The organism is Sulfuricurvum sp. IAE1 (assembly GCF_004347735.1).
Classification (GTDB): Bacteria; Campylobacterota; Campylobacteria; order Campylobacterales; family Sulfurimonadaceae; genus Sulfuricurvum.
This window is the reverse complement of sequence record NZ_SLTI01000058.1, coordinates 1-18,750: the sequence shown is the minus strand read 5'-3', so window position 1 is coordinate 18,750 and position 18,750 is coordinate 1. Positions and strand designations below refer to the sequence as shown.

Annotated in this window: 21 protein-coding genes and 1 pseudogene; 14 read left to right on the top strand and 8 right to left on the bottom strand. The window is 50.9% G+C overall.

Going from position 1 to position 18,750, the window contains the following annotated elements; translation table 11 throughout:
• Window positions 1-48: 48 nt before the first annotated feature.
• Together nifT and E0765_RS07930 are read left to right on the top strand one after the other, a co-directional pair.
• Window positions 49-261, top strand: coding sequence for a putative nitrogen fixation protein NifT (gene nifT / locus E0765_RS07935; RefSeq protein ID WP_132812682.1), 213 nt, complete (start codon window positions 49-51; stop codon window positions 259-261).
• Between the two features lie 146 nt (window positions 262-407).
• On the top strand, window positions 408-1,382 hold the full coding sequence (locus E0765_RS07930; protein WP_132812681.1) for a diguanylate cyclase: 975 nt from the start codon (window positions 408-410) through the stop codon (window positions 1,380-1,382).
• A 3-nt stretch (window positions 1,383-1,385) separates the two neighbouring features.
• Here the strand turns inward: E0765_RS07930 and E0765_RS07925 are convergent, their stop codons facing one another.
• A complete protein-coding gene (locus E0765_RS07925; RefSeq protein ID WP_132812680.1) occupies window positions 1,386-2,999 on the bottom strand; it encodes a sigma-54-dependent Fis family transcriptional regulator in 1,614 nt (537 codons plus the stop codon).
• A gap of 132 nt (window positions 3,000-3,131) precedes the next feature.
• On the opposite strand from E0765_RS07925, the gene E0765_RS07920 reads away from it, so the two are divergent.
• From E0765_RS07920 to E0765_RS07905, 4 genes are all read left to right on the top strand, one after another.
• Window positions 3,132-3,680 (top strand): redoxin family protein, encoded by a 549-nt coding sequence (locus E0765_RS07920; protein ID WP_132812679.1) that lies wholly within the window; start codon window positions 3,132-3,134, stop codon window positions 3,678-3,680.
• A gap of 115 nt (window positions 3,681-3,795) precedes the next feature.
• Window positions 3,796-4,893: an alanine dehydrogenase gene (ald, locus tag E0765_RS07915; protein WP_132812678.1), complete on the top strand. Its 1,098-nt coding sequence runs from the start codon at window positions 3,796-3,798 to the stop codon at window positions 4,891-4,893.
• Between the two features lie 63 nt (window positions 4,894-4,956).
• Window positions 4,957-5,289, top strand: coding sequence for a nitrogen fixation protein NifQ (locus E0765_RS07910; RefSeq protein ID WP_132812677.1), 333 nt, complete (start codon window positions 4,957-4,959; stop codon window positions 5,287-5,289).
• Complete coding sequence (locus E0765_RS07905) at window positions 5,286-5,534, top strand: hypothetical protein (RefSeq protein ID WP_132812676.1); 249 nt, start codon at window positions 5,286-5,288, stop codon at window positions 5,532-5,534. Before E0765_RS07910 ends, E0765_RS07905 begins: the two co-directional genes overlap by 4 nt.
• Before the next feature lie 15 nt (window positions 5,535-5,549).
• On the opposite strand, the gene E0765_RS07900 is transcribed toward E0765_RS07905, so the two are convergent.
• Entirely contained in the window at window positions 5,550-6,632 is a 1,083-nt protein-coding gene (locus E0765_RS07900; protein ID WP_132812675.1) for a hypothetical protein, read from the bottom strand.
• A 54-nt stretch (window positions 6,633-6,686) separates the two neighbouring features.
• Window positions 6,687-7,967, bottom strand: coding sequence for a TolC family protein (locus tag E0765_RS07895; RefSeq protein WP_132812674.1), 1,281 nt, complete (start codon window positions 7,965-7,967; stop codon window positions 6,687-6,689).
• Between the two features lie 107 nt (window positions 7,968-8,074).
• Between E0765_RS07895 and E0765_RS07890 the strand changes: the two genes are divergently transcribed.
• Genes E0765_RS07890 through E0765_RS07875 form a run of 4 tightly spaced genes read left to right on the top strand, consistent with a single transcriptional unit; the run spans window position 8,075 to window position 13,039 of the window.
• Window positions 8,075-9,232: an HlyD family secretion protein gene (locus E0765_RS07890; RefSeq protein WP_132812673.1), complete on the top strand. Its 1,158-nt coding sequence runs from the start codon at window positions 8,075-8,077 to the stop codon at window positions 9,230-9,232.
• A gap of 14 nt (window positions 9,233-9,246) precedes the next feature.
• The gene (locus tag E0765_RS07885; protein ID WP_132812672.1) at window positions 9,247-10,851 is read left to right on the top strand and encodes an ATP-binding cassette domain-containing protein; all 1,605 of its coding nucleotides are present in this window, start codon (window positions 9,247-9,249) and stop codon (window positions 10,849-10,851) included.
• Window positions 10,848-11,960 carry an ABC transporter permease gene (locus E0765_RS07880; protein WP_132812671.1) on the top strand — a complete coding sequence of 371 codons (1,113 nt, stop codon included), beginning with the start codon at window positions 10,848-10,850 and terminating at the stop codon, window positions 11,958-11,960. The genes E0765_RS07885 and E0765_RS07880 overlap by 4 nt, the downstream gene beginning before the upstream one ends.
• On the top strand, window positions 11,957-13,039 hold the full coding sequence (locus E0765_RS07875; protein ID WP_132812670.1) for an ABC transporter permease: 1,083 nt from the start codon (window positions 11,957-11,959) through the stop codon (window positions 13,037-13,039). The genes E0765_RS07880 and E0765_RS07875 overlap by 4 nt, the downstream gene beginning before the upstream one ends.
• A gap of 40 nt (window positions 13,040-13,079) precedes the next feature.
• On the opposite strand, the gene E0765_RS07870 is transcribed toward E0765_RS07875, so the two are convergent.
• Together E0765_RS07870 and E0765_RS07865 are read right to left on the bottom strand one after the other, a co-directional pair.
• A complete protein-coding gene (locus E0765_RS07870; protein WP_132812669.1) occupies window positions 13,080-13,271 on the bottom strand; it encodes a hypothetical protein in 192 nt (63 codons plus the stop codon).
• A gap of 67 nt (window positions 13,272-13,338) precedes the next feature.
• Window positions 13,339-13,758: an Rrf2 family transcriptional regulator gene (locus E0765_RS07865; protein ID WP_255417885.1), complete on the bottom strand. Its 420-nt coding sequence runs from the start codon at window positions 13,756-13,758 to the stop codon at window positions 13,339-13,341.
• 156 nt (window positions 13,759-13,914) lie between these two features.
• Between E0765_RS07865 and E0765_RS07860 the strand changes: the two genes are divergently transcribed.
• The gene (locus tag E0765_RS07860; RefSeq protein ID WP_132812668.1) at window positions 13,915-14,346 is read left to right on the top strand and encodes a globin domain-containing protein; all 432 of its coding nucleotides are present in this window, start codon (window positions 13,915-13,917) and stop codon (window positions 14,344-14,346) included.
• Entirely contained in the window at window positions 14,330-14,797 is a 468-nt protein-coding gene (locus E0765_RS07855) for an HPP family protein (RefSeq protein WP_132812667.1), read from the top strand. Before E0765_RS07860 ends, E0765_RS07855 begins: the two co-directional genes overlap by 17 nt.
• A 21-nt stretch (window positions 14,798-14,818) precedes the next feature.
• On the opposite strand, the gene E0765_RS12810 is transcribed toward E0765_RS07855, so the two are convergent.
• Together E0765_RS12810 and E0765_RS07845 are read right to left on the bottom strand one after the other, a co-directional pair.
• Complete coding sequence (locus E0765_RS12810) at window positions 14,819-15,925, bottom strand: methyl-accepting chemotaxis protein (RefSeq protein ID WP_132812666.1); 1,107 nt, start codon at window positions 15,923-15,925, stop codon at window positions 14,819-14,821.
• A 14-nt stretch (window positions 15,926-15,939) separates the two neighbouring features.
• Window positions 15,940-16,320: a PAS domain-containing protein gene (locus tag E0765_RS07845; RefSeq protein WP_132812665.1), complete on the bottom strand. Its 381-nt coding sequence runs from the start codon at window positions 16,318-16,320 to the stop codon at window positions 15,940-15,942.
• Between the two features lie 233 nt (window positions 16,321-16,553).
• On the opposite strand from E0765_RS07845, the gene E0765_RS07840 reads away from it, so the two are divergent.
• Together E0765_RS07840 and E0765_RS07835 are read left to right on the top strand one after the other, a co-directional pair.
• On the top strand, window positions 16,554-16,766 hold the full coding sequence (locus E0765_RS07840; protein ID WP_132812664.1) for a hypothetical protein: 213 nt from the start codon (window positions 16,554-16,556) through the stop codon (window positions 16,764-16,766).
• Between the two features lie 229 nt (window positions 16,767-16,995).
• Window positions 16,996-17,601, top strand: a complete 606-nt coding sequence (locus E0765_RS07835; protein WP_132812663.1) for a transglutaminase domain-containing protein — start codon at window positions 16,996-16,998, stop codon at window positions 17,599-17,601.
• On the opposite strand, the pseudogene E0765_RS07830 reads toward E0765_RS07835, so the two are convergent.
• A pseudogene (locus tag E0765_RS07830) lies at window positions 17,594-18,622 on the bottom strand (replication endonuclease); the annotation flags it as partial. The gene E0765_RS07835 and the pseudogene E0765_RS07830 sit on opposite strands and share 8 nt — an antisense overlap.
• Window positions 18,623-18,750: the final 128 nt, after the last annotated feature.

Genomic DNA, 18,750 nt, shown 5'->3' with positions numbered 1-18,750 from the left:
GGTTTGCGTCCGGCGCAGATTAATATTATAGAATATAAAGGAGCTGCAATGGCCAAGGTTATGCTGCGTTACGATTCAACGGGGGCGATTTCGTTTTACGTCGCCAAAAAAGACATGGAAGAGACGATTGTCAAATCCGAATTCGATAGCGAGGAGCGCTGGGGCGGCGAAGTTAAACTCAGTAACGGCGAAACCTGGTACATTGAGCCCTGCGTCAAAAAATTCCCTTCCGAAGTCGTCGCCAAGCGCCTCGGGGAGTGATTCGGCACCTCTGCCGATCCCGTTCTTTTCATTGCATCCGGTCATTTCGACCGATTTCAGCGCATGTTGCCAAATCTCTGATATAATGACAGCAATTCACCGATATTAACCTAAAATATTACGTAAAGAGCGTCGAAAGAGATTGAATGAATCCTGAATTATCGGCCATTACCCCATCTACGCGGATCGGAGACCTTTTTCCCTCTTCGGCGGATTGTCCGAGATTCGAGGGGGATACGATCGTCCAAAACCTGCTGGAATTTTTCTCGCGCAACGACGACGATGCGGTCATCGTAACCCGTCGGTCGGCCCATGTCGGGATCGTCACCCTCAGGGATATCGTCCGCGTCATACATGACAGCGACAACCTCGGGCTTCCGATCCGCGATTTCATGACCTCTCCCGTCGAAACTTTTGATGCCGATACCCAGATATCCGACGTAATCGAAGCGATCGAAGAGCTGCCCTACGACAAAATTGTCGCGGCAAAAGGCAAAAACGTTCTGGGAATTATCGACAAACACCGCCTGATGTCACTTTGTTACCGGCAAATCACCCCGATGGTCAAACACGACTACACGGTGATCGATTCACTGATGGGACTCGTCGGAGAGGGCGAGAAGGGGCTGTTGAAAATGGCAACGACCGACACGCTGACGGGGATCGGTAACCGCAGACTGTTTGAAGAGGTGTTTCAGTCGTATCAAAAACATTCGAAAACGCAGGATTATTCGCTCTATCTGCTGCTGCTCGACGTCGACAACTTCAAAAGCATCAACGACACGTTCGGACACAATGTCGGAGACTCGGTGCTCAAGCAACTTGCCGAACTCATCGGCGCTTCGATCCGGAAAACCGATACGTTCGTACGCTGGGGAGGGGAAGAATTTGCCATCTTGCAGCGCTACTCCGATCCGATGGCCGTGATGAAAGTGGCCGAACAGATACGTAAAAAAATAGACGAGCACAGTTTCGAGACGATCGTGCACGTCACCTGCAGTTTCGGTCTTGCATCGGTTCGTCCGGAAGAAGACCTCGAAAGTGTGTTCGAGCGTGCCGACAAAGCCCTTTACCGTGCAAAATCGGACGGTAAAAACTGCGTCCGTATCGACATGGGCTAAAACTTATACCTCAATCCCGTACTGTTTGATTTTATAGCCGATCTGGCGGGCGGTCATCCCCAATGAACGGGCTGCTTTGGTCTGAATTCCGTGCGAGTCGATCAACGCCTGGATGATCGATTCTTTCTCAAGTTCCTGTAGCGTCTTTTTGGTTATCGGGCCGCTGGGAAGCTCTTTTGCCGGCACCGCCGAAGCGGACGGAGATACAGGGATGTCGTTTTGCATGTAGAGCTTTTGGTAATTGAACGGCAGAACGTGGCTCAGCATTTCCGGCTGTATCTCCCCGTCCGGACAGATGAGCACGATCCGCTCCATAGTATTTTGCAGCTCACGGATATTTCCCGGCCACGGATAATCAAGCAGCAGCTCCATCGCCGGCTTGGTGAAATGCATCGTCTTGCGGTGCTCTTTCATAAATTTCTGCAAATAGTGCTCGATCAGCAGTTTGACGTCTTCGTAGCGCTCCCGCAGCGGGGGGAGGTTGATCGGGATGACATTCAGACGATAAAAAAGGTCTTCGCGGAATTCCCCTTTACGCACCATCTCTTCGAGGTTTCGGTTTGTTGCCGCGACAAGCCGGACATTGGTACGGATCGTTTTTGTGCCGCCGACCCGTTCGAATTCCTGTTCTTGCAGTATACGCAGCAGTTTCACCTGTAAAGAAGGAGTAATATCGCCGATCTCATCGAGAAACAAGGTTCCGCCGTCAGCGAGTTCAAAGCGCCCTTTGCGCATTTCCCGTGCGTCGGTAAAAGCCCCTTTTTCGTGTCCGAAAAGTTCGCTTTCCAGCAGCGTTTCGCTGATGGCGGCGCAGTTTAGTTTGATGAAAGGGCCGTTTTGGCGTCGGCTCAGGTTGTGTATCGCGGTGGCGATGAGTTCTTTTCCCGTTCCCGTTTCTCCGCGGATAAGAATCGTCGCATCGGTGGGGGCAACGGTATTGATCATCGAAAACACCTGCTGCATCCGCGTCGAACGCCCGACTATATTTTCGAATTTATAATCTTTTTGCATCTCTTCTTTGTAGTACGTTTTGAGTTCGCTTAGCGATTCTTTCTCTTTTGTTATGGTTTGCTGTACCTTGAGCGCACCGACAAAAAGCGACCCGACAATCGTGAGCATCCGGACGATTTCGTCAAAATTGAGCGGGCTGTTTTTCCCGATATTGGCCGATATGACGCCGATCACTTCATCGTCTTGCATCAGCGGAACGGCTACGTAAGAGACCATTTGGGTCGAAATGTTGCCCATTTTGTTGAGATAATTGATGTTATTGTGGATGTTTTCGATGACGATCGGTTCACGGCTTTGGGCGGCAAGCCCCGTTGCTCCCTCGCCGAAGCGGTATGTGGCCATTTTTTTCTGATACGGTTCGAGGTCGATCGAAATCAGCAGTTCAAGTTCGTCCGCGTCCTCTTTTTTGCGGAACAGGGCGCACCGTTCGAGATAGCCGTGCTGTTTGAGTCGGCGCATCGCTTTTTCGACGCTTTCGTGGATATCGGTCGTGCTGGTCAGCATCACCGCCACTTCATAAAGAAGATTGATCTCTTTGTACGCGAACGTGAGCGAACAGGTATGGCACTCTTCACGGTTCGGAATATTGGCATCAAAAGTCATCATGGCGCATTCTTTTTTAGGATATGGGAAATTGTAGTACAAAAAAAAGCAACGAATCATCGTTCAAATGGATAAAAAATAGGCAGTTTATGGAATCTCTTTTGCACTCTTATTTTTTTACGATAAGGAGTACACATGCAAATCACCGTACACGGCACCCCGACGACGCTCGAAGGAAAACAGATGACAATATGGCGCGAGGCCCCGGCGGCACGCGTAACGCTTCTGGACGGCACCCCAAACGTGATCGGAATGATCGCTCCGACGGCGCAGCTGTTGATTGCGATTCCCTCGCTTAAAACCGAGGTATGTTCCCTTGGGGCGAAAACATTCAATGAGCTTATCCGACGATTCGACAAACTCAAAACCGTCATGGTTACGACCGACGATATCGATTTCGTCCGCGATTATGTCGAGCGGGAGGGGATCGACCGCTCGGAAATGGTGATCGACACGTCGCGCGAGTTTGCAAAAAAGTACGGCATCCTGATTTCGGAAGGTAAACTAAAGGATCGGCTGGCTCGGGCCGTATTCGTCATCGATCGAGAAGGGCTCATCAGCTATCTCGAAATCGTCCCTGAAATCACCGATGAAGTCGATTATTCCCGCTGTATCGAAGCGGTGGAAAAGGCGGTGAATATCAAACAAAAAGGGCACGAACACGAGAACTGGATGGGGGCCTGAGCCTCAAACGGTGCAAAGGCGTTTTCGCTTTCGTCCCAAATGTGGTATCATTGACCCAGGCTGACTTTTTCCGTTCCATGAACCGCCTGCGCACTGCGGCAATAGGGAGAAAACGATGATCATAGGGCTACCCAAAGAGATCAAAACCGATGAATTCAGAGTCGCTCTTACCCCTTCGGGGGTCGAAGAGCTGGTCCGTAGCGGGCATACCGTATACGTTCAATCCGGTGCGGGAAAAGGGAGCGGGTTTGAGGACGCATCCTACGCGGCTGCGGGCGGTGTCCTCCTCGACGATCCCGACCAGATCTGGCGTTCGAGCGATATGATCGTCAAGGTCAAAGAACCGATTGAAGCCGAATATGCGAGGCTTCGCGAAGGGCTGATACTCTTTACTTACCTCCACCTCGCGGCCGATAAAGTACTCACCGAATTACTGTGTGAGAAAAAAGTGACCGCCTACGCGTACGAAACGCTCCGCAGCGGCCGTCGTCTCCCGCTGCTCGAACCGATGAGCGAAATCGCCGGACGTATGGCTACGCTGTTCGGGAGCGTACATTTGGGACGCTATTACGGAGGAAAAGGGCAGCTCGTCGGCGGTGCCGTCGGTACTGCACCCGGGCGCGTCGTCGTATTCGGAGCCGGGGTGGCGGGTAAGGCAGCCGCCGACGCCGCCGCCGGGCTCGGTGCCGAAGTCATACTGTTTGATATCAATACCGAACGGCTGGCGTATCTGCGTGACGTCATGAGTCCGCGGGTGACGATGCACTATTCCTCCCACGACGCGATTGTCAACAGCATCAAAGAAGCCGACCTGATCATCGGTACGGTATTGATTCCCGGTGCGAAAGCTCCGAGACTGATTACGCGGGAGATGTTGGAACTGATCCCGAAGGGTTCGGTGTTGGTGGATGTTTCCATCGATCAGGGGGGATGTTTTGAAACTTCCCGTCCGACGACCCATTCCGACCCCACCTTCGAAGTCGAAGGGATCATCCACTATTGCGTCGCCAATATGCCCGGCATGTACCCGCATACCTCTACGAGCGCACTAACACACGCTACGCTGCCTTATATCAAGCAAATAGCCGCTACCCCGATTACACATGTCGTCGGAAACGACGTCTTGAGTTCCGCGCTCAACACCTATGACGGCTATCTGATGAACGAAGCGGTGGCCCATGCCCACGGCATGAAGTATAAAGGGCACCATTAGAAGCGCAAAAGTACGCGCATAAAAATTGCATCTCTCCATGAAGACCCATAGGGGAGGGAAGCTATGCACGAACACGACGTCATGCGCCGCGAGATTGAAAACCACCTGAAAAAATACGCCGCGAACGATGAGGCCAGATACGATCTCGCTCCGCTTATTGCGCTCAAATCGCTCGAGATGAACCATTTGTACCAGGACCTGGGGTTTAAAAACCGCATCGAGATGGGCCAGTTCATGGCACGCCACTTTCCCCGTCTCGCCGAAATGAAACCCAAAGAGAAACTTTGGAAAAAATTCCTCTACGACGCCATCGGGAAAGTGGCTCCCGCCTGTGCCGGATGCAACGACCGCGAGCACTGTTTCTCCTGCCTTGTTGCCGAAGCGAGCGCATCATGAACACGACAGCCGAGAGACTGCGCGTCATGCGATCGATTTTTTCGCTGAGCGACGAAATCGAATACAACATTTACGAAGCTGACGATATCGCCGAATATGCACAGATGGATGCCGATACGGTACACCGGATTATACGAGAGCTATATGACGAAGGCTTTTTGGGAGAATGCATGAGTATAGGGGACGATGGATACGAAACTTTTTATTTGAACAAAAAAGGGCGCATCCTCATCGGCATGGAGTAACGATCATTTGGTCCGTCACAAAACCCGATGGGTTTTTAGAGCGGAGGGTAGAACGCCCAGCGCGTCATTGACATCGGCCGGTTCCTGAAATATTTTATCCAGCGTGTTGACGGGTTCCATCAACATTTCGAAATTTTTGACAACGTCGTGAAAATGGACCGTTCCGGCTTTTTCAGGATCGAGCGTAAAGTGGGGATCGTCGTAATGTTCTATCGACGTTGTATTTTCGATTCCCGCCGTGAACGATCCCTCGGCATCGCTAATATCGAGGCGTACGGTAACGCGTTCAACGCGGCCGGAGCGGTTCAGGGCGATTTCAAAATCGGTCGCGAGGACGAATCGCTCAAACAAAGCGGAGATGCGTTTCTGGTCGCTTAGAATCATATACGCCCCATATTCTTCTTTGCTCAAAACGCCGTCTTGAAAAAGGCGGACGATTGCGGCATCGCTAAAGCGGACGAACCACCCGACCGAATCGTCATGATCGAGCCGAACCCGTATGTTTCCGCTTGCCGCATCGTAATACGCGAGCGATCCGTTCATCTCCGCAAACCCTTTGAGGGTCCCTTCTTGAATCGCCCGATTCATACTCCGGAACGCCGAAGCGTTAAAAGCATCCTCGGGAAAAAAGCTTTGCATCATGGTATCGTTAAGATCGAAACGGATCAGTTTTTTCTCATCTTCGGGCCGCATCGGAAATAGGGTGTTGAGAAACGAATTGCCGATATAGAGCACCCGGTTTTCATAGTCGGCCATCAGCGGTACCCTAACCGAAACTTCGACGTTGTTCTGTGCGTATCGCAGATCGTAGAGCGCTTCGGACCTTGCCTGCCGGATGTCCACGGAACCTTTGGCCTGGAGGCTGAGCGACCGCAGGATGCTCAAACCTTTGTCGACGTACACGGCGCTCCTGTCGGTTTCGTCGGTTTTGTCATGCGAGACCGACAGTTTTGTGATCCGGGTCGAGGAGGTATAATCGTAACCTTGCGCACGGAAACTTTTTTCGAGCGCCGCATTCAGGGACTCATGCGGCGTCCGCATGCTGCACCCCGAAACAAACACGGCCAACGCGACGGCAAGAGCGGCTTGGAAACGCATATCGCCTCCTCCTTTAAACAAATGCTTTATTATAGTCAAAACGGGGCCGAATACTCAGTGAATCGCCGTTTTTACGCGGAACATTTCCAAACCGCCCTGCAGCAGAAGCGAAACATCCAGGGTGAAAAGCTCGCTTTCCAGCGTTGCCGCAGCTGCTTTCGCCGACGCAAGGTCGGCAATGGCACGGCTCAATTCGTCCGCACTCGAAAGCTGGTTGTCAAATCTCCCCCGGGTGAGTTTGGCATACTCTTCGGCGGCCTTGATCCGCATACGTGCGCTCAGCAGTTTAGTATGGGTCGCTTCGATCTTCAAAGCCGTATTGCGTATTTCTGAAATGATACGGCTTTTATAATCTTCGATCGCGGCGTATGCGGCCAATTCGGATGCCTTTGAGGCTTGAAGCGCATGATAGTCGCTCATCCCCGAAAAGAGATTCCACGAAGCGACAACCCCGCCGTAACTTTTATCGGCGTTCGTGTATCCGTCGCCGTTAAGATCGAACGTGTCACCGTGACGTTTAAGGGAAGCGACAAGCGCTATTTGAGGATACCACCGACTTTCGGCCATAGCGATGTCGCTTCGTGCGATTCCGAGCGCTTTTGCCAGGGCGAGCAGGTCTTCACGGTTCGCCTGCGCGGCAGCTTCGACCTTTGTCGGTTCCGATGTCCATTCCCGTACAGAGGGGAGTTCAACCTTCTCGACACGTTCCCCCGTGAGGTAGGAAAGGGTGTTGAGCGCCTGAAGGCGCGCGCTTTGGCTCTCGGCGATTTGCGCTTCGATTTCGTATCCCTTTGCTTCGATGGCATAGAGCTCGGCGGGGGCGAGCAGGCCGTTGGCATACATTCCCCTCGCTTTTGCGTACGATGCGTCGATTGCGATTTTGGCTTCCTTCTGAGCCGCAATTACCGCCTCATAGCCCGCAGCTGCGGCATATAGCCGGGTGGCATCCAGATAAAGGTTACGTTTGAGATCGGAGGTTTCAAGTAATGCTTTTTCATGATGGAGCCTGGCTTTTTCTGCCGAAGCGGAGAGGGCAAACCCGCTGAACAGCGGATAAGTAAGGGTGACTTCTCCCTCTACATTGTTGCGTGAGGCGGTCTGCATTTTCGATGACGCCAATACCGCAGTGGGCGTCCGGTTCAATTTGAGAGCGCTGAGGCGGGCATCGAGCGAGGGAAGATGCTTACCCTCCGCCGCCAGATACGCTTCGTATGCCGAGTGTTCGATCGCACGGGCACTTTGCACCGCGTACGAAGCGTCGATGCGCGCGATTACTTCAGGATAGCTCTGAGCCAATACCAGTGTCGGCAAAATAAACGGAAGCAACCGCTTCATGCGCTCTCCTTTTCTATCCGTCAATATAGTCACGATACGATTAATTGATACTGAATTAAGCTACAACGCTATAAGATGGTCTAAATCTAGAAATAGGGCAGTCGAATATGTTTTCTACCCTGAAAAAATACTGGTTGGGTGCTCTTATTGCGCTTTTGTTCGGTACGGGCGCCGTTTTGATCTATGTAAGGCTTCATCCGCCGCAGCTGGCCGAAAACCTAATTCAGGGGACGGGGCGGATAGACGGTGATTTGATCAATCTCAATGCGAAGTACGCCGGCAGGATCAGCCGCATCGACGTCGAAGAAGGGGAACAGGTACGCCGTTTTCAGACAGTCGCCGTGATCGACAGCCAAGAGTCGCGCGCCCAGCACGATCAGGTAGTCGCCAGGCTCGATGCGGCACGGCGCGAATTCCGCTCTCGGGAAATCGAACTGGAGATTCTGCGCCGGACTCTCCCCCAGACCCTTTTAAAAGCCGACGCGAATCTCGCACTCTCGCAGCGTTCCCGCGACGAACTCGATCGAACCGTGAGCATGCAAAAAAACATCGTTGCCCAAAGCGAAAAAGATTTCGAACGGATGCACGACCTGGTGGGCAAACGGCTTGTCGAATCGCGCCAGCTCGAAACCGCCGAACTCAAGCTCAAAACCGACCGCGAGCAGCTATCCGCACTCATGTACAAACGCAAACAGCTGGACGAGACGATCTCGATCGCACAAAGTTCGCGTGTCGAAGCATTGTTGGCACAGCGTAAAATCGATGCGATGCAGGAGGCCAACAACGCACTTTCCGCGGGAATCAAAGCAATGGAAGCGACACAGGCCCAAAGCCAGGCGGTCCTCGATGAAATGGAGCTGCGTTCTCCGGTGAACGGTTTCGTGGTCGAGAGAATCGCACACGGCGGAGAGGTTGTCGGAGCCGGAAATCCCGTCGTTACGCTGATCGATCCCTCTTCGTTGTACCTGAAAATTTTCGTCGATACGCTCCAAAACGGCAAGATCAAAATTGCAGACCGCGCCGTCATCTTCGTCGACGCTTATCCCGATCATCCGATAGCGGCAAAAGTAGTCCGTATCGAACAAAAAGCTGAATTTACCCCCAAAGAGGTCTCCGTCGCCAGTGACAGGATTCAGCGTGTATATGCCGTCCACCTCAAACCCCTCAAACCCGATCCGCTTCTCAAACTGGGTCTTCCGGCGGTGGGTGTGGTCTCTTTGGACGGCAAAAACCTTCCCGTCACGCTTCGGGAAGTCCCCGAATAAAGGGGAAAGCCCTAATGCTCAGCGTCGAAAACGTCACCGTCCGCTACAAAGAACACATCGGTATACGTAACGCCTCCTTCACGGCCAGGGAGGGCGAGATAATCGGCTTTATCGGTGCCGACGGCGCCGGGAAAAGTTCTCTGATGCACGCCGTTGCGGGTGTCGGGGCGTTCGAAGGGCAAATCCGCTTTAAAGATGTTCTCTACCGTTCTCCCGCCGAAGCCGAACCCATAAAAGCCGATACCGCGTTCATGCCGCAGGGAATCGGACTGGTACTCTACGAAATGCTCAGCGTCGGGGAACATCTCGATTTTTTTGCCGACATTCGCAATCTTCCTCTTGATAGCGGCTACCGCGATTACAAACACCGCCTGCTCGCGATGGCCGGGCTTGAGCGCTTCGAGGATCGTCGGGCAGGGAACCTCAGCGGCGGCATGATGCAAAAACTTTCGCTCATCTGTACCCTGTTACACCGCCCGAAACTGCTGATCCTCGACGAGCCGACGACCGGGGTTGATCCTCTCAGCCGGATTGAACTGTGGAATATCCTCGACCGGATACGGCGCGAAGAGGGGACGATCATCCTTGTGAGCACCGCCTACATGCAAGAAGCGGCAGGCATGGATAAAATACTCCTTTTTGACGAAGGGGAGATCATCGCGGGCGGAACGGCATCCGAACTGATCGAATCGGTCCGCCCGATGACCTATGTTCCCGATACCGCCTCCCCGGGTCTTAAAACGTTCGATGCCCTATACTCGCTCGATCCGCTGCACTTGCCGCACCCGGAACCGACGCTCGAAGCGCTCTTTTTCGTCAACGCACTCCGAAAAGAGCGGATGCTTCCGCCGATTACGATTACGTCGCGACCCGAAGAATACGATCACGCATTGACGGTCATGGAAGCCCATGCCCTCACCAAGCGCTTTGACGGGTTCATCGCGAACGATTCCGTCGACATTCGCCTTAATCGGGGTGAAATATTAGGGCTTCTGGGGGCAAACGGCGCAGGTAAAACGACGTTTATCAAAATGCTTCTTGGCCTTTTGCCGATCGACGGCGGAACACTCGAACTTCTGGGCCGCCCGATTCAAAACGCATCCGACCGGCAGGCGCTCAAAGCATCGATCGGCTACGTCAGCCAGCATTTCGCCCTGTACAATGACATGACCGTCCGCGAGAACCTGCTGTATTTCGCCGCGATGCGCGGGATTCCGTTGGCCAAGTCACTTGAAAAAACCTCTCTCTACGCCGAAGAACTCGGATTTAAAGCGTATCTCGACGAGATACCTTCGAATCTCCCGCTGGGGATCAACCAGCGTTTTTCGCTTGCGGCGGCGCTCCTGCACGACCCCCTGGTGCTCTTCCTGGACGAACCTACTTCCGGTGTCGATGCGATTGCGCGCACCCAGTTCTGGCAACTCCTCACCACGCTGAAAGAAAAATGGGGAATTGCGATTCTCATCACGACCCATTACATGAGCGAAGCCGAATTTTGCGATCGTATCGTCCTCTTGCGCGACGGTAAAAAGGTAGCCGACAACAGCATCGCAGAACTGTATGCGCTGCATCCGGGTGCCGGAACTTTCGAAGAGATCTTCATGGAGTACTACCGATGAGGCTTCGTATCATCAGGGCTTACATTTACAAGGAACTCGTCGAACTGGTCCGTTCGCGCTTTATCGTTATGGTTTTTTTACTACCGACGATGCTGCTGCTGCTTTTCGGTTACGGAATACGGATGGAGGTGACGGGGGCACGAACGCTCATCATCGACAACGACAACAGCGTTCTTTCCCAGCGCCTTATCGCCAAATTCGAACACTCCCGCTATTTCCGCACACAGGTAGAACCGATCAGTGAAGCACAGGCGCTTCGGCGTATCAAACAAGCCAGAGCCGACGTCATCGTCGTGATTCCCGAATCGTTCGAAAAAAGGGTACTCCACCATCAACGCACCGGAATAGGGGTATTCGTGGATGCGGCTTTCCCCAGCCGGGGCGTAACCATGGAAACCTATGTACGCGGGGTGATCCTCGATGCCGCATCCGATTTGGGGAAAGAACGGAGTGCAAACCTGATCGCCATTAACCAGCGGACGCTATTCAACCAGGCGATGCGTGACGAAGATGCCATCGTTCCGGGGCTGATCGGCCTGGTTTTGCTCGTCTCTCCGGCTATCCTGGGGGCACTGCTGATCGTCAAGGAAAAAGAGCGGGGGACTATTTTCAATTTTTACGCTTCACCGCTTTCTAAATGGGAATTCATCACCGCAAAACTGATTCCCGCGTTCTTGCTCCATTCGCTCAATATTTTCGTCCTTTTCCTGTGGGCGGTTTACGTTTTCGACGTTCCGTTCCGGGGGAGCTTCTGGCTCTATTGGATCGCATCGGAAATCTATTTGCTCATCAGTATCTCGATCGGCATGCTCATCTCCGTCGTTACACGCACCCAGATCGTCGCGGTGGTCCTGACCATCATCATCACGATCATCCCTGGATTCATGTATTCAGGGATCATCATGCCCATCTCGTCCATGAGCGGACCTTCCCAGATCGAGGCTCACATCTTTCCGGTCATGTACTACAACCACATTCTTTACGACGTCTTTTTGATCGGGGAGGGGATCGAATCGGAAAAAACGGCGCGTTACCTGGGGATTATGATTGTCTATTCGGCGATCCTGCTTGGCCTGGGCCGGCTGTTTTTGCGCAAGGAACTCAAATGAGCCGGACGTTCTGGGCTATCGTGGGCAAAGAGCTTCTGTCATTTATACGATCATGGCAGCTCGTCCTCGTCGTTTTGTATTCTTTCACGGTCGAAGTCTACATTGCCGGCAGCGGAATCGAAATCAACCCCCGCAACGTAGCGGTCGGCTACGTCGACGATACAGGAGGAGGGATCAGCCAAAAGATCCTCGCCCGCCTGCATGGGCCCGAATTCCTGCCGCCGCACCGCTTCAAATCCCAAGAAGAACTCAGCCGCGCGATTTTCGATAAAGAGATTATCGTCGGAATCGTCTTCGATGCCGACTTCGAAAAGAACCTCCGGCAGGGGCGAAATGCTCAGCTCAACGTCCTGCTTGATGCCACTGCAGCATCCCAGGCCTACACGACGATGGGGTATCTGCAGAGCATCCTTCTCGACATTGCCGCACCCGATCTGCCCATCGATGTCGCCAGCCACAAGCTATTTAATGAAAATGCCGACAACCACACGTTCATGGCACTGACCGAAATGCTCTCGATCATAACGATGCTGACCGTAATCCTGACTGCCGTGGTCTTCGTCAAAGAAAAAGAGCAGGGGACCTGGGACATCATGCTCCTCATGCCCGTCGATCCAAAGCTGATCATTCTGGCCAAATCGTTTTCACAGGTGCTGATCGTAATGGCGGGAATCGTCATATCCCTCGGATTCATCGTTCTCGGCGCGTTCCAGACACCGCTGAACGGTTCGTTTGCCGCATTTGCACTGTTGAGCTTCTTTTATGTCTGCGCCAGCGCTGGGATCGGTTTGTTTATAGCGGCGATTGCCCGCGATGTGATGCAGGTCGCACAGCTCTCGATCATCGTGATGATGCCCCTCATCTTCCTCAGCGGTGCCTGGACGCCGATCTATGCGATGCATCCCGTATTGCAGGCGGTGTCGCTGGCTTCACCGTTGCGGTATTACATCGAAGGGACGGAGAGCATCTTCTACCGCGGCAGCGGATGGATCGACCTTCTTCCTTACTTCGGAGGGGTGATTGCCGTGGGAGGGATCATGTACTGGATCGGATTTCGCAAAATAGGCAGGCTGTTTTAGTGCGTATCAGATAGATTATCTATCTGATACAACCGCCGTTTCAGGGTTTGGTATTGATCTCCCTGAGGTATTTGGCGGCGGTGGCCGTACTGATCTGGGCCTCTTCGGCGACGGAGCGCACGGTCGGTTTTTTTCCGTAAAGCAGATGTATCCCGATGGCGGCCTGGATTTTGGCTTTTACCTGCTTTTCGCGGATTTTGCGGGCTTTCGCCGCCCCTTTTTCACTTCCCATGCATCTCCTTTTAACGGCGCAATTATAGCGCTTCCGGAGACGATTGTCAGAGGGTATATTAGAAACGCTAGATTCGCGTATGGACGTTCCCGCTCAGCGAGGCGAGGGTTGTCGAATTAATCATCGTATCAATCATCCCTTTGGGTGCCGTCCACTGATCGTGAAGGGCACACGGATTCGCGGCATCGCACGAGTCGAATCCCAGGATACAGCGCGAAGACTCCGACGTTTCGCCGATCGCGCCGAGAATATCGCATAATCGGATCTCCTCGCCTTTTTTTGCCAGGCTCAATCCCCCGTCTCTGCCGCGCGCGGCATGCACCAATCCTTCTTTCACCAGCCGCGTCATGAGACGTGTGAGGTACTTGTAGGGGAGACCGAGTTCACGATGCAATACGCTGACCGGCTGCAAAACGCCCTCATTACGGTGCAGATAAATCAAAACGCGGATCGCGTATTCGGCGGTTTTGGAAAAATGCATACTCATGGTCCATCCTCTTTCAATGCGCTAAAACGATTCTAATCCAAGTTTGCTTCTTATTTGCATAACACCGTCTTTGAATCCATCCAATTAAATCCGCAAATAAATACTATTCGAAGATAGTAATTATACAATACCGCCATATTTATCCAGGAGATTAACATGAACCTTACCCCCCAGAGCATCCAATCGATTAAAGAAACCGTCCCGTTGATCAGGGCCCAGGCTGAAAACGTAACCACACGAATGTACGAGATCCTCTTTACCAAATATCCTCAGACAAAGCCGCTGTTTGCCAACGCGACTTCTGATCAGCATAAAAAGCTTGCCGGAGCGATTGCGGCCTTCGCCGGAAACGTCGACAACCTCCCGATGCTCTCGGCAGCAGTGGAAAAAATGGCTACGGCTCACGTCGCCACCGAAGTTAAACCCGATCACTATCCGATGGTTGCCGATGCATTGATTACGGCAATGGGAGATGTTTTGGGCGATGCTTTTACCGACGAACGCAAAAGCGCATGGATCGAAGGCTATACCTTTCTGGCCGGTATCCTGATACAGCGCGAACGGCAGCTGTATGCACAACAAAACTGACCATACGCCCCATCGCCTTGAAAGCTTCATAGCGGGTCTGGGAGCCTTTTTAGGCCTCTCGCTGATCGGCATCATTGCCCAAAAAGCGGGAACCATGATGGTCATCGCCCCGTTCGGGGCGACAGCGGTCCTTCTTTTCAGCGCCCCCGGCAGCCCTTTTTCCAGACCTATCAACATCTTCGGCGGCTATTTCATCTCTACGCTGCTGGGAATCGCCATACTGCACTACACATCCGGCGACTGGCTCAGCATCGGAATCGGATTGGGTATGACCATCGCGCTCATGCATTTTTTCAGGGTGGTTCATCCGCCGGCAGGTGCGAATTTCCTGATCGTTACGCAGGGGCATCTGTCTTTTTTTCTGATCTGGCCTCTGTTCGCCGGGCTCATTTTACTGATGGTGGTAGGACTGGGTTTGCAGCGGATAATGCGAAAAATACGGGTTCAATGAGAGGGAGCTGACCGCAGGGGGTCAGCTGAGGCGGTCCATAGTGGCGAGGAGTTCTTCCATTTTGTTGTCGACGTTCCCGACGTATTTGGTGAGATCCATCATTTCGTCCATGTTCTGGTTGAGCGATTCGCTGTTGTCGTTGATCGCCTGAATCAAAATATTGATCGTCGCCGCCGTTTCGGCAAGGCTTTTCTGGGTTCGTTCGGCCAGTTTGCGCACTTCGTCGGCAACAACGGCGAATCCGCGTCCGTGTTCTCCCGCCCGCGCGGCTTCGATCGCGGCATTGAGCGCGAGGAGGTTGGTCTGGTCGGCGATGTCCCCGATCGTGATGAGGATCTGTTTAGTCTCCTGGGCGTTACCGGCAAGTGACTGCAGGTTGATCGAGAGCTCGTGTTCTTTGTTCGCTACGGTATGAATCCGTTCAACGGTGGTGTTGATCATGCCGTTCAGCTCGACGAACTGGTTCGAGCGGAGGCTTTCGATCGTATCGCGCAGTTGAAGGGTATTATTGTGCAGCACCTCTTTGGCTTCGTTGTTTTGCTGTTCCATCGACTGAAGCGCAACCGCGAGTTCGTTGATCTTCTCGAGCATCTGCGCCATTTTCCCTTCTACCTGTACGTTCGCGCGGGTTGCGAAATGCCCCTCACTCAGCGCCTGCAACACCCGAATCGCCTGATCGAGGTTGTTTTCGGTCGCATCAAGCATTGCGTTCATCGTTTTTCGCAGCAGGTGAACGTGGGGTGTCTTGCTGTCACTGGCTACACGGCAGGCGAAGTGTCCGCGGCGGACTTTATCGGCGAGCAATACCATTTCTCCGGCGACTTTCGTATCCTGCTCGAGAATACTCTCATGCGTTTTAGCAATGTGGTTCAGTTTGTCTTCGAGGCTGCCGGGGTCGGCTTGGACCGTATCAAACTGGTTGCGTTTAAACTGCAGCAGTTCTTCGAAATCGTTGAGATGCTGTGCAAACATCCCATCTCCCTGTGACGAAGAGAGTGCCCATACCGCAGTCAGAGCCAGGACGGCGATTGCGGCGGCACTTGCCCATGTCGAACCCACGGTAAAGACAATAATCAGGCCCAGCAGGGCGACAGCGGCAATTACAATGTTTTTTGTCGTTTTATTCATAATTCATGGGCCCTTTAGCGCATTGTTTTGTACAGTTCTTCTGCCGCTTTGATCTCGGCAGGGGAGGCTTTCCGGCGGCACGACATGTAGCCGTGATCGCTTTCGCCGCAGGCGATGTTCGGATAGACGGTCGCGAAGACCCAGTAATACCCCCCGTTTTTGGTGGCGTTTTGAACGTACCCTTTCCAAACACGACCGCTTTTAACGGTGTCCCACAAATCCTTGAACGCCGCTTTGGGCATATCCGGATGGCGCACGATATTGTGCGGCTTTCCGATCAGCTCTTCGAGCTTATAACCTGCGATTTTGCAAAAATCCTCATTTGCAAAAAGAATAATCCCTTTTGAATCGGTCTGAGACACCAGAAAGTCGGTGTCGGCAAGCGTATATTCCATTTTCACTCTTTCTTGTTGCATATTTAATGTATATAGTTTAGTTGATTATGCGATCGATTCGTACCCGTTTTTTGTCCGTTCGTTTCCAATGATGCATTTTCGGTTCGTGACTGAAACATAATTTCTGCGCAGGGAAGGGCAGCACCAGCATAGCAATGCATGCACGTTCCTGTAAACATGCTACACTTATGCATTGCACTATTCAGACGTCGATGCGGTTAAAAGGGGAAAACATGCGCAACAATCTGTCCGAATATATTGACGAGGTGATCGAAGCGATCGTCGAACTGGGCCAATACACCGAAGAGGTCGCCCGAGCCATGGCCACCGAAAAACGCGACGATGTCGAATACGGTTGCAAATACCGTATCAGTCCCTCACTCGTGGCGGGATCGATCCTCGGCATTAACGATTGCTGTATAACACGCAATTCCGCCGCCGAATGATCAGAAGAGACCGCTATACGGCTTTTCGTACAAAAAAGATTTTCAATATAATATATATTACATTAAGTGGAATTTAAGGCTAGGAGGCTTAAGATTTAAGCCGTAAAGTTCGAACATTACGCAAAGATTTAAAAGTTGATAGGGGGCTGCAACCCCCTATAACTTGGATTATTGTACCCCCTAAATACTTAAAAAATCCCTTAAAGAACACGAAAAAATAATAAAAACCATGAGAACAAAAAATTTGTTTTTGAGCATCATAGCCGTGTTCCTGATAGTATTTACATACCGCAATTACATATCAGACGAAGAATATACAGTACCAAAACGTATAAAGATAGAAGAAGGTTACGCAACAAATTTTATTAACGTAAGCGATACAGTAAAAGAAAAAACAGACGCGATAACTACGCAATGCGAAAAAAACGACTGCAAAGCAATAGCGATACACGACTACGTTAAAAATATAAATTACACCTATCAAAATGAAACGAACAAAAGACCCACAGAAGTAATAAAATACGGTGGTGATTGCGATGAAAAAAGCCAGTTAATGGCATCCATGTTGAAAGCAATAAATGTCAAAAGCATATTGATCTATACAAACAATCATGCGTTTATAGCAGTTGAAATCGAAAACGAAAAAAATCTCATTAAACCGTACGCAAAAATAGAAATCGAAGACAAGAATTATTACTATGCGGAAACGACCGATAAAAACAGTTATATAGGTGCATTCAATAACATCACTCCGAAAGATTTTAAAGCGATCTACGACGTAGAAAACGAGTATAAAATTAAAATCGAAAAAGCGAAATTAAAAATAATCAGCTAATAGAACAAAGAAATTTGTAATCATTGACACCAAAGAGCTGATGAGTTAAAACAGGATCGGAATCTATTAGACCACGAGATGCGCATAAATTGCGAACGTTGACAAAATGATTAAAATCACATAGGTCAGGATCAAGAGCACGATAATACTCGAGTAAACGCCAATCCGAAAAATCATAAACAGGTATGACAGGCTCAAAAATGCGTTTATGCTGAAAAACAAAAGAAGATTTTTGACCATCAATAAAAATAGGAACCCTACTATCTTCACGATGTTTTACAATACGATCAGGTACACGAGTTTTCGATTTTTTGAATAAATCATCAATCATGGGATTCTTTGCATAAATAGCCTGATCCGCCTCGTTAGGATCATCGATAAAAAGTACAAATCTTTTATTAAAAACAGAATAGAGTACACCCGAATGATAATAATCCGTACATCGTAGAAAATCACGAAAACGTGGATCATGTTTGATTTTTCGGTGAATATACAAAGGAACCAACACGCGAGAGCATGTAAAGCGTATTATGCGATGACGGGCGAAATAATAAGCCTCCATCGTCATTTTATCTTCAAGAGCATTTTTAAATGTTTTATTGATGTATTTAAGCAAATAAGCAACAGCACCGCCCGAAGTATTAGACCAAGTGTATTTAAAGTCCTGAGCATATTTAGAAGCACCATCACGCGAAAAATGACGTTTAAAAATTTGTTTCATAACAAGAATAAAATTTTTAGGAAGAAATAACATAACGTGAACATGAGGAACCCCGGACTTATGAGGTTCGATAACTTTGAGATAAATAGGATTGTGGCCAGTCTTTTTTTTGATCTGTGAAAATACTTTCAAATTACGAAAAGAACGCCAAGAATCGGACAAATGACGAACACCATCACGAACCGATAAAGTCGAATCGTAATTTTTAGATGAGGGATGAAAGCGATCGGGCAATGTAATAGTAAGAAAGACAGGGTAGAGACCCAACTGTTTAGAGTATTCGAAAAGAGAATTGACACGGTTATTAACCTCTGCAAAATACTTTTTCGGGTGTCAAGCGCGGAGTTAAAATAGGCAGCTGAGAAGGCTGTTGGATTGTAGTTTTTACGACCTAAAGCTTAAAGAAGCGGATTAGATTCGCTAAAGTC

What these genes read in the sequence shown, in the direction of transcription:
- E0765_RS07840 (WP_132812664.1), top strand. Translation starts at nt 16,554, where the DNA reads ATGCGCAACAATCTGTCCGAATATATTGACGAGGTGATCGAAGCGATC.
- E0765_RS07870 (WP_132812669.1), bottom strand. Translation starts at nt 13,271, where the DNA reads ATGGGAAGTGAAAAAGGGGCGGCGAAAGCCCGCAAAATCCGCGAAAAG.
- E0765_RS07845 (WP_132812665.1), bottom strand. Translation starts at nt 16,320, where the DNA reads ATGGAATATACGCTTGCCGACACCGACTTTCTGGTGTCTCAGACCGAT.
- E0765_RS07930 (WP_132812681.1), top strand. Translation starts at nt 408, where the DNA reads ATGAATCCTGAATTATCGGCCATTACCCCATCTACGCGGATCGGAGAC.
- E0765_RS07835 (WP_132812663.1), top strand. Translation starts at nt 16,996, where the DNA reads ATGAGAACAAAAAATTTGTTTTTGAGCATCATAGCCGTGTTCCTGATA.
- E0765_RS07860 (WP_132812668.1), top strand. Translation starts at nt 13,915, where the DNA reads ATGAACCTTACCCCCCAGAGCATCCAATCGATTAAAGAAACCGTCCCG.
- E0765_RS07905 (WP_132812676.1), top strand. Translation starts at nt 5,286, where the DNA reads ATGAACACGACAGCCGAGAGACTGCGCGTCATGCGATCGATTTTTTCG.
- E0765_RS07890 (WP_132812673.1), top strand. Translation starts at nt 8,075, where the DNA reads ATGTTTTCTACCCTGAAAAAATACTGGTTGGGTGCTCTTATTGCGCTT.
- ald (WP_132812678.1), top strand. Translation starts at nt 3,796, where the DNA reads ATGATCATAGGGCTACCCAAAGAGATCAAAACCGATGAATTCAGAGTC.
- E0765_RS07865 (WP_255417885.1), bottom strand. Translation starts at nt 13,758, where the DNA reads ATGAGTATGCATTTTTCCAAAACCGCCGAATACGCGATCCGCGTTTTG.
- E0765_RS07885 (WP_132812672.1), top strand. Translation starts at nt 9,247, where the DNA reads ATGCTCAGCGTCGAAAACGTCACCGTCCGCTACAAAGAACACATCGGT.
- E0765_RS07925 (WP_132812680.1), bottom strand. Translation starts at nt 2,999, where the DNA reads ATGATGACTTTTGATGCCAATATTCCGAACCGTGAAGAGTGCCATACC.
- E0765_RS07910 (WP_132812677.1), top strand. Translation starts at nt 4,957, where the DNA reads ATGCACGAACACGACGTCATGCGCCGCGAGATTGAAAACCACCTGAAA.
- E0765_RS07855 (WP_132812667.1), top strand. Translation starts at nt 14,330, where the DNA reads ATGCACAACAAAACTGACCATACGCCCCATCGCCTTGAAAGCTTCATA.
- E0765_RS07880 (WP_132812671.1), top strand. Translation starts at nt 10,848, where the DNA reads ATGAGGCTTCGTATCATCAGGGCTTACATTTACAAGGAACTCGTCGAA.
- E0765_RS12810 (WP_132812666.1), bottom strand. Translation starts at nt 15,925, where the DNA reads ATGAATAAAACGACAAAAAACATTGTAATTGCCGCTGTCGCCCTGCTG.
- E0765_RS07920 (WP_132812679.1), top strand. Translation starts at nt 3,132, where the DNA reads ATGCAAATCACCGTACACGGCACCCCGACGACGCTCGAAGGAAAACAG.
- E0765_RS07900 (WP_132812675.1), bottom strand. Translation starts at nt 6,632, where the DNA reads ATGCGTTTCCAAGCCGCTCTTGCCGTCGCGTTGGCCGTGTTTGTTTCG.
- nifT (WP_132812682.1), top strand. Translation starts at nt 49, where the DNA reads ATGGCCAAGGTTATGCTGCGTTACGATTCAACGGGGGCGATTTCGTTT.
- E0765_RS07875 (WP_132812670.1), top strand. Translation starts at nt 11,957, where the DNA reads ATGAGCCGGACGTTCTGGGCTATCGTGGGCAAAGAGCTTCTGTCATTT.
- E0765_RS07895 (WP_132812674.1), bottom strand. Translation starts at nt 7,967, where the DNA reads ATGAAGCGGTTGCTTCCGTTTATTTTGCCGACACTGGTATTGGCTCAG.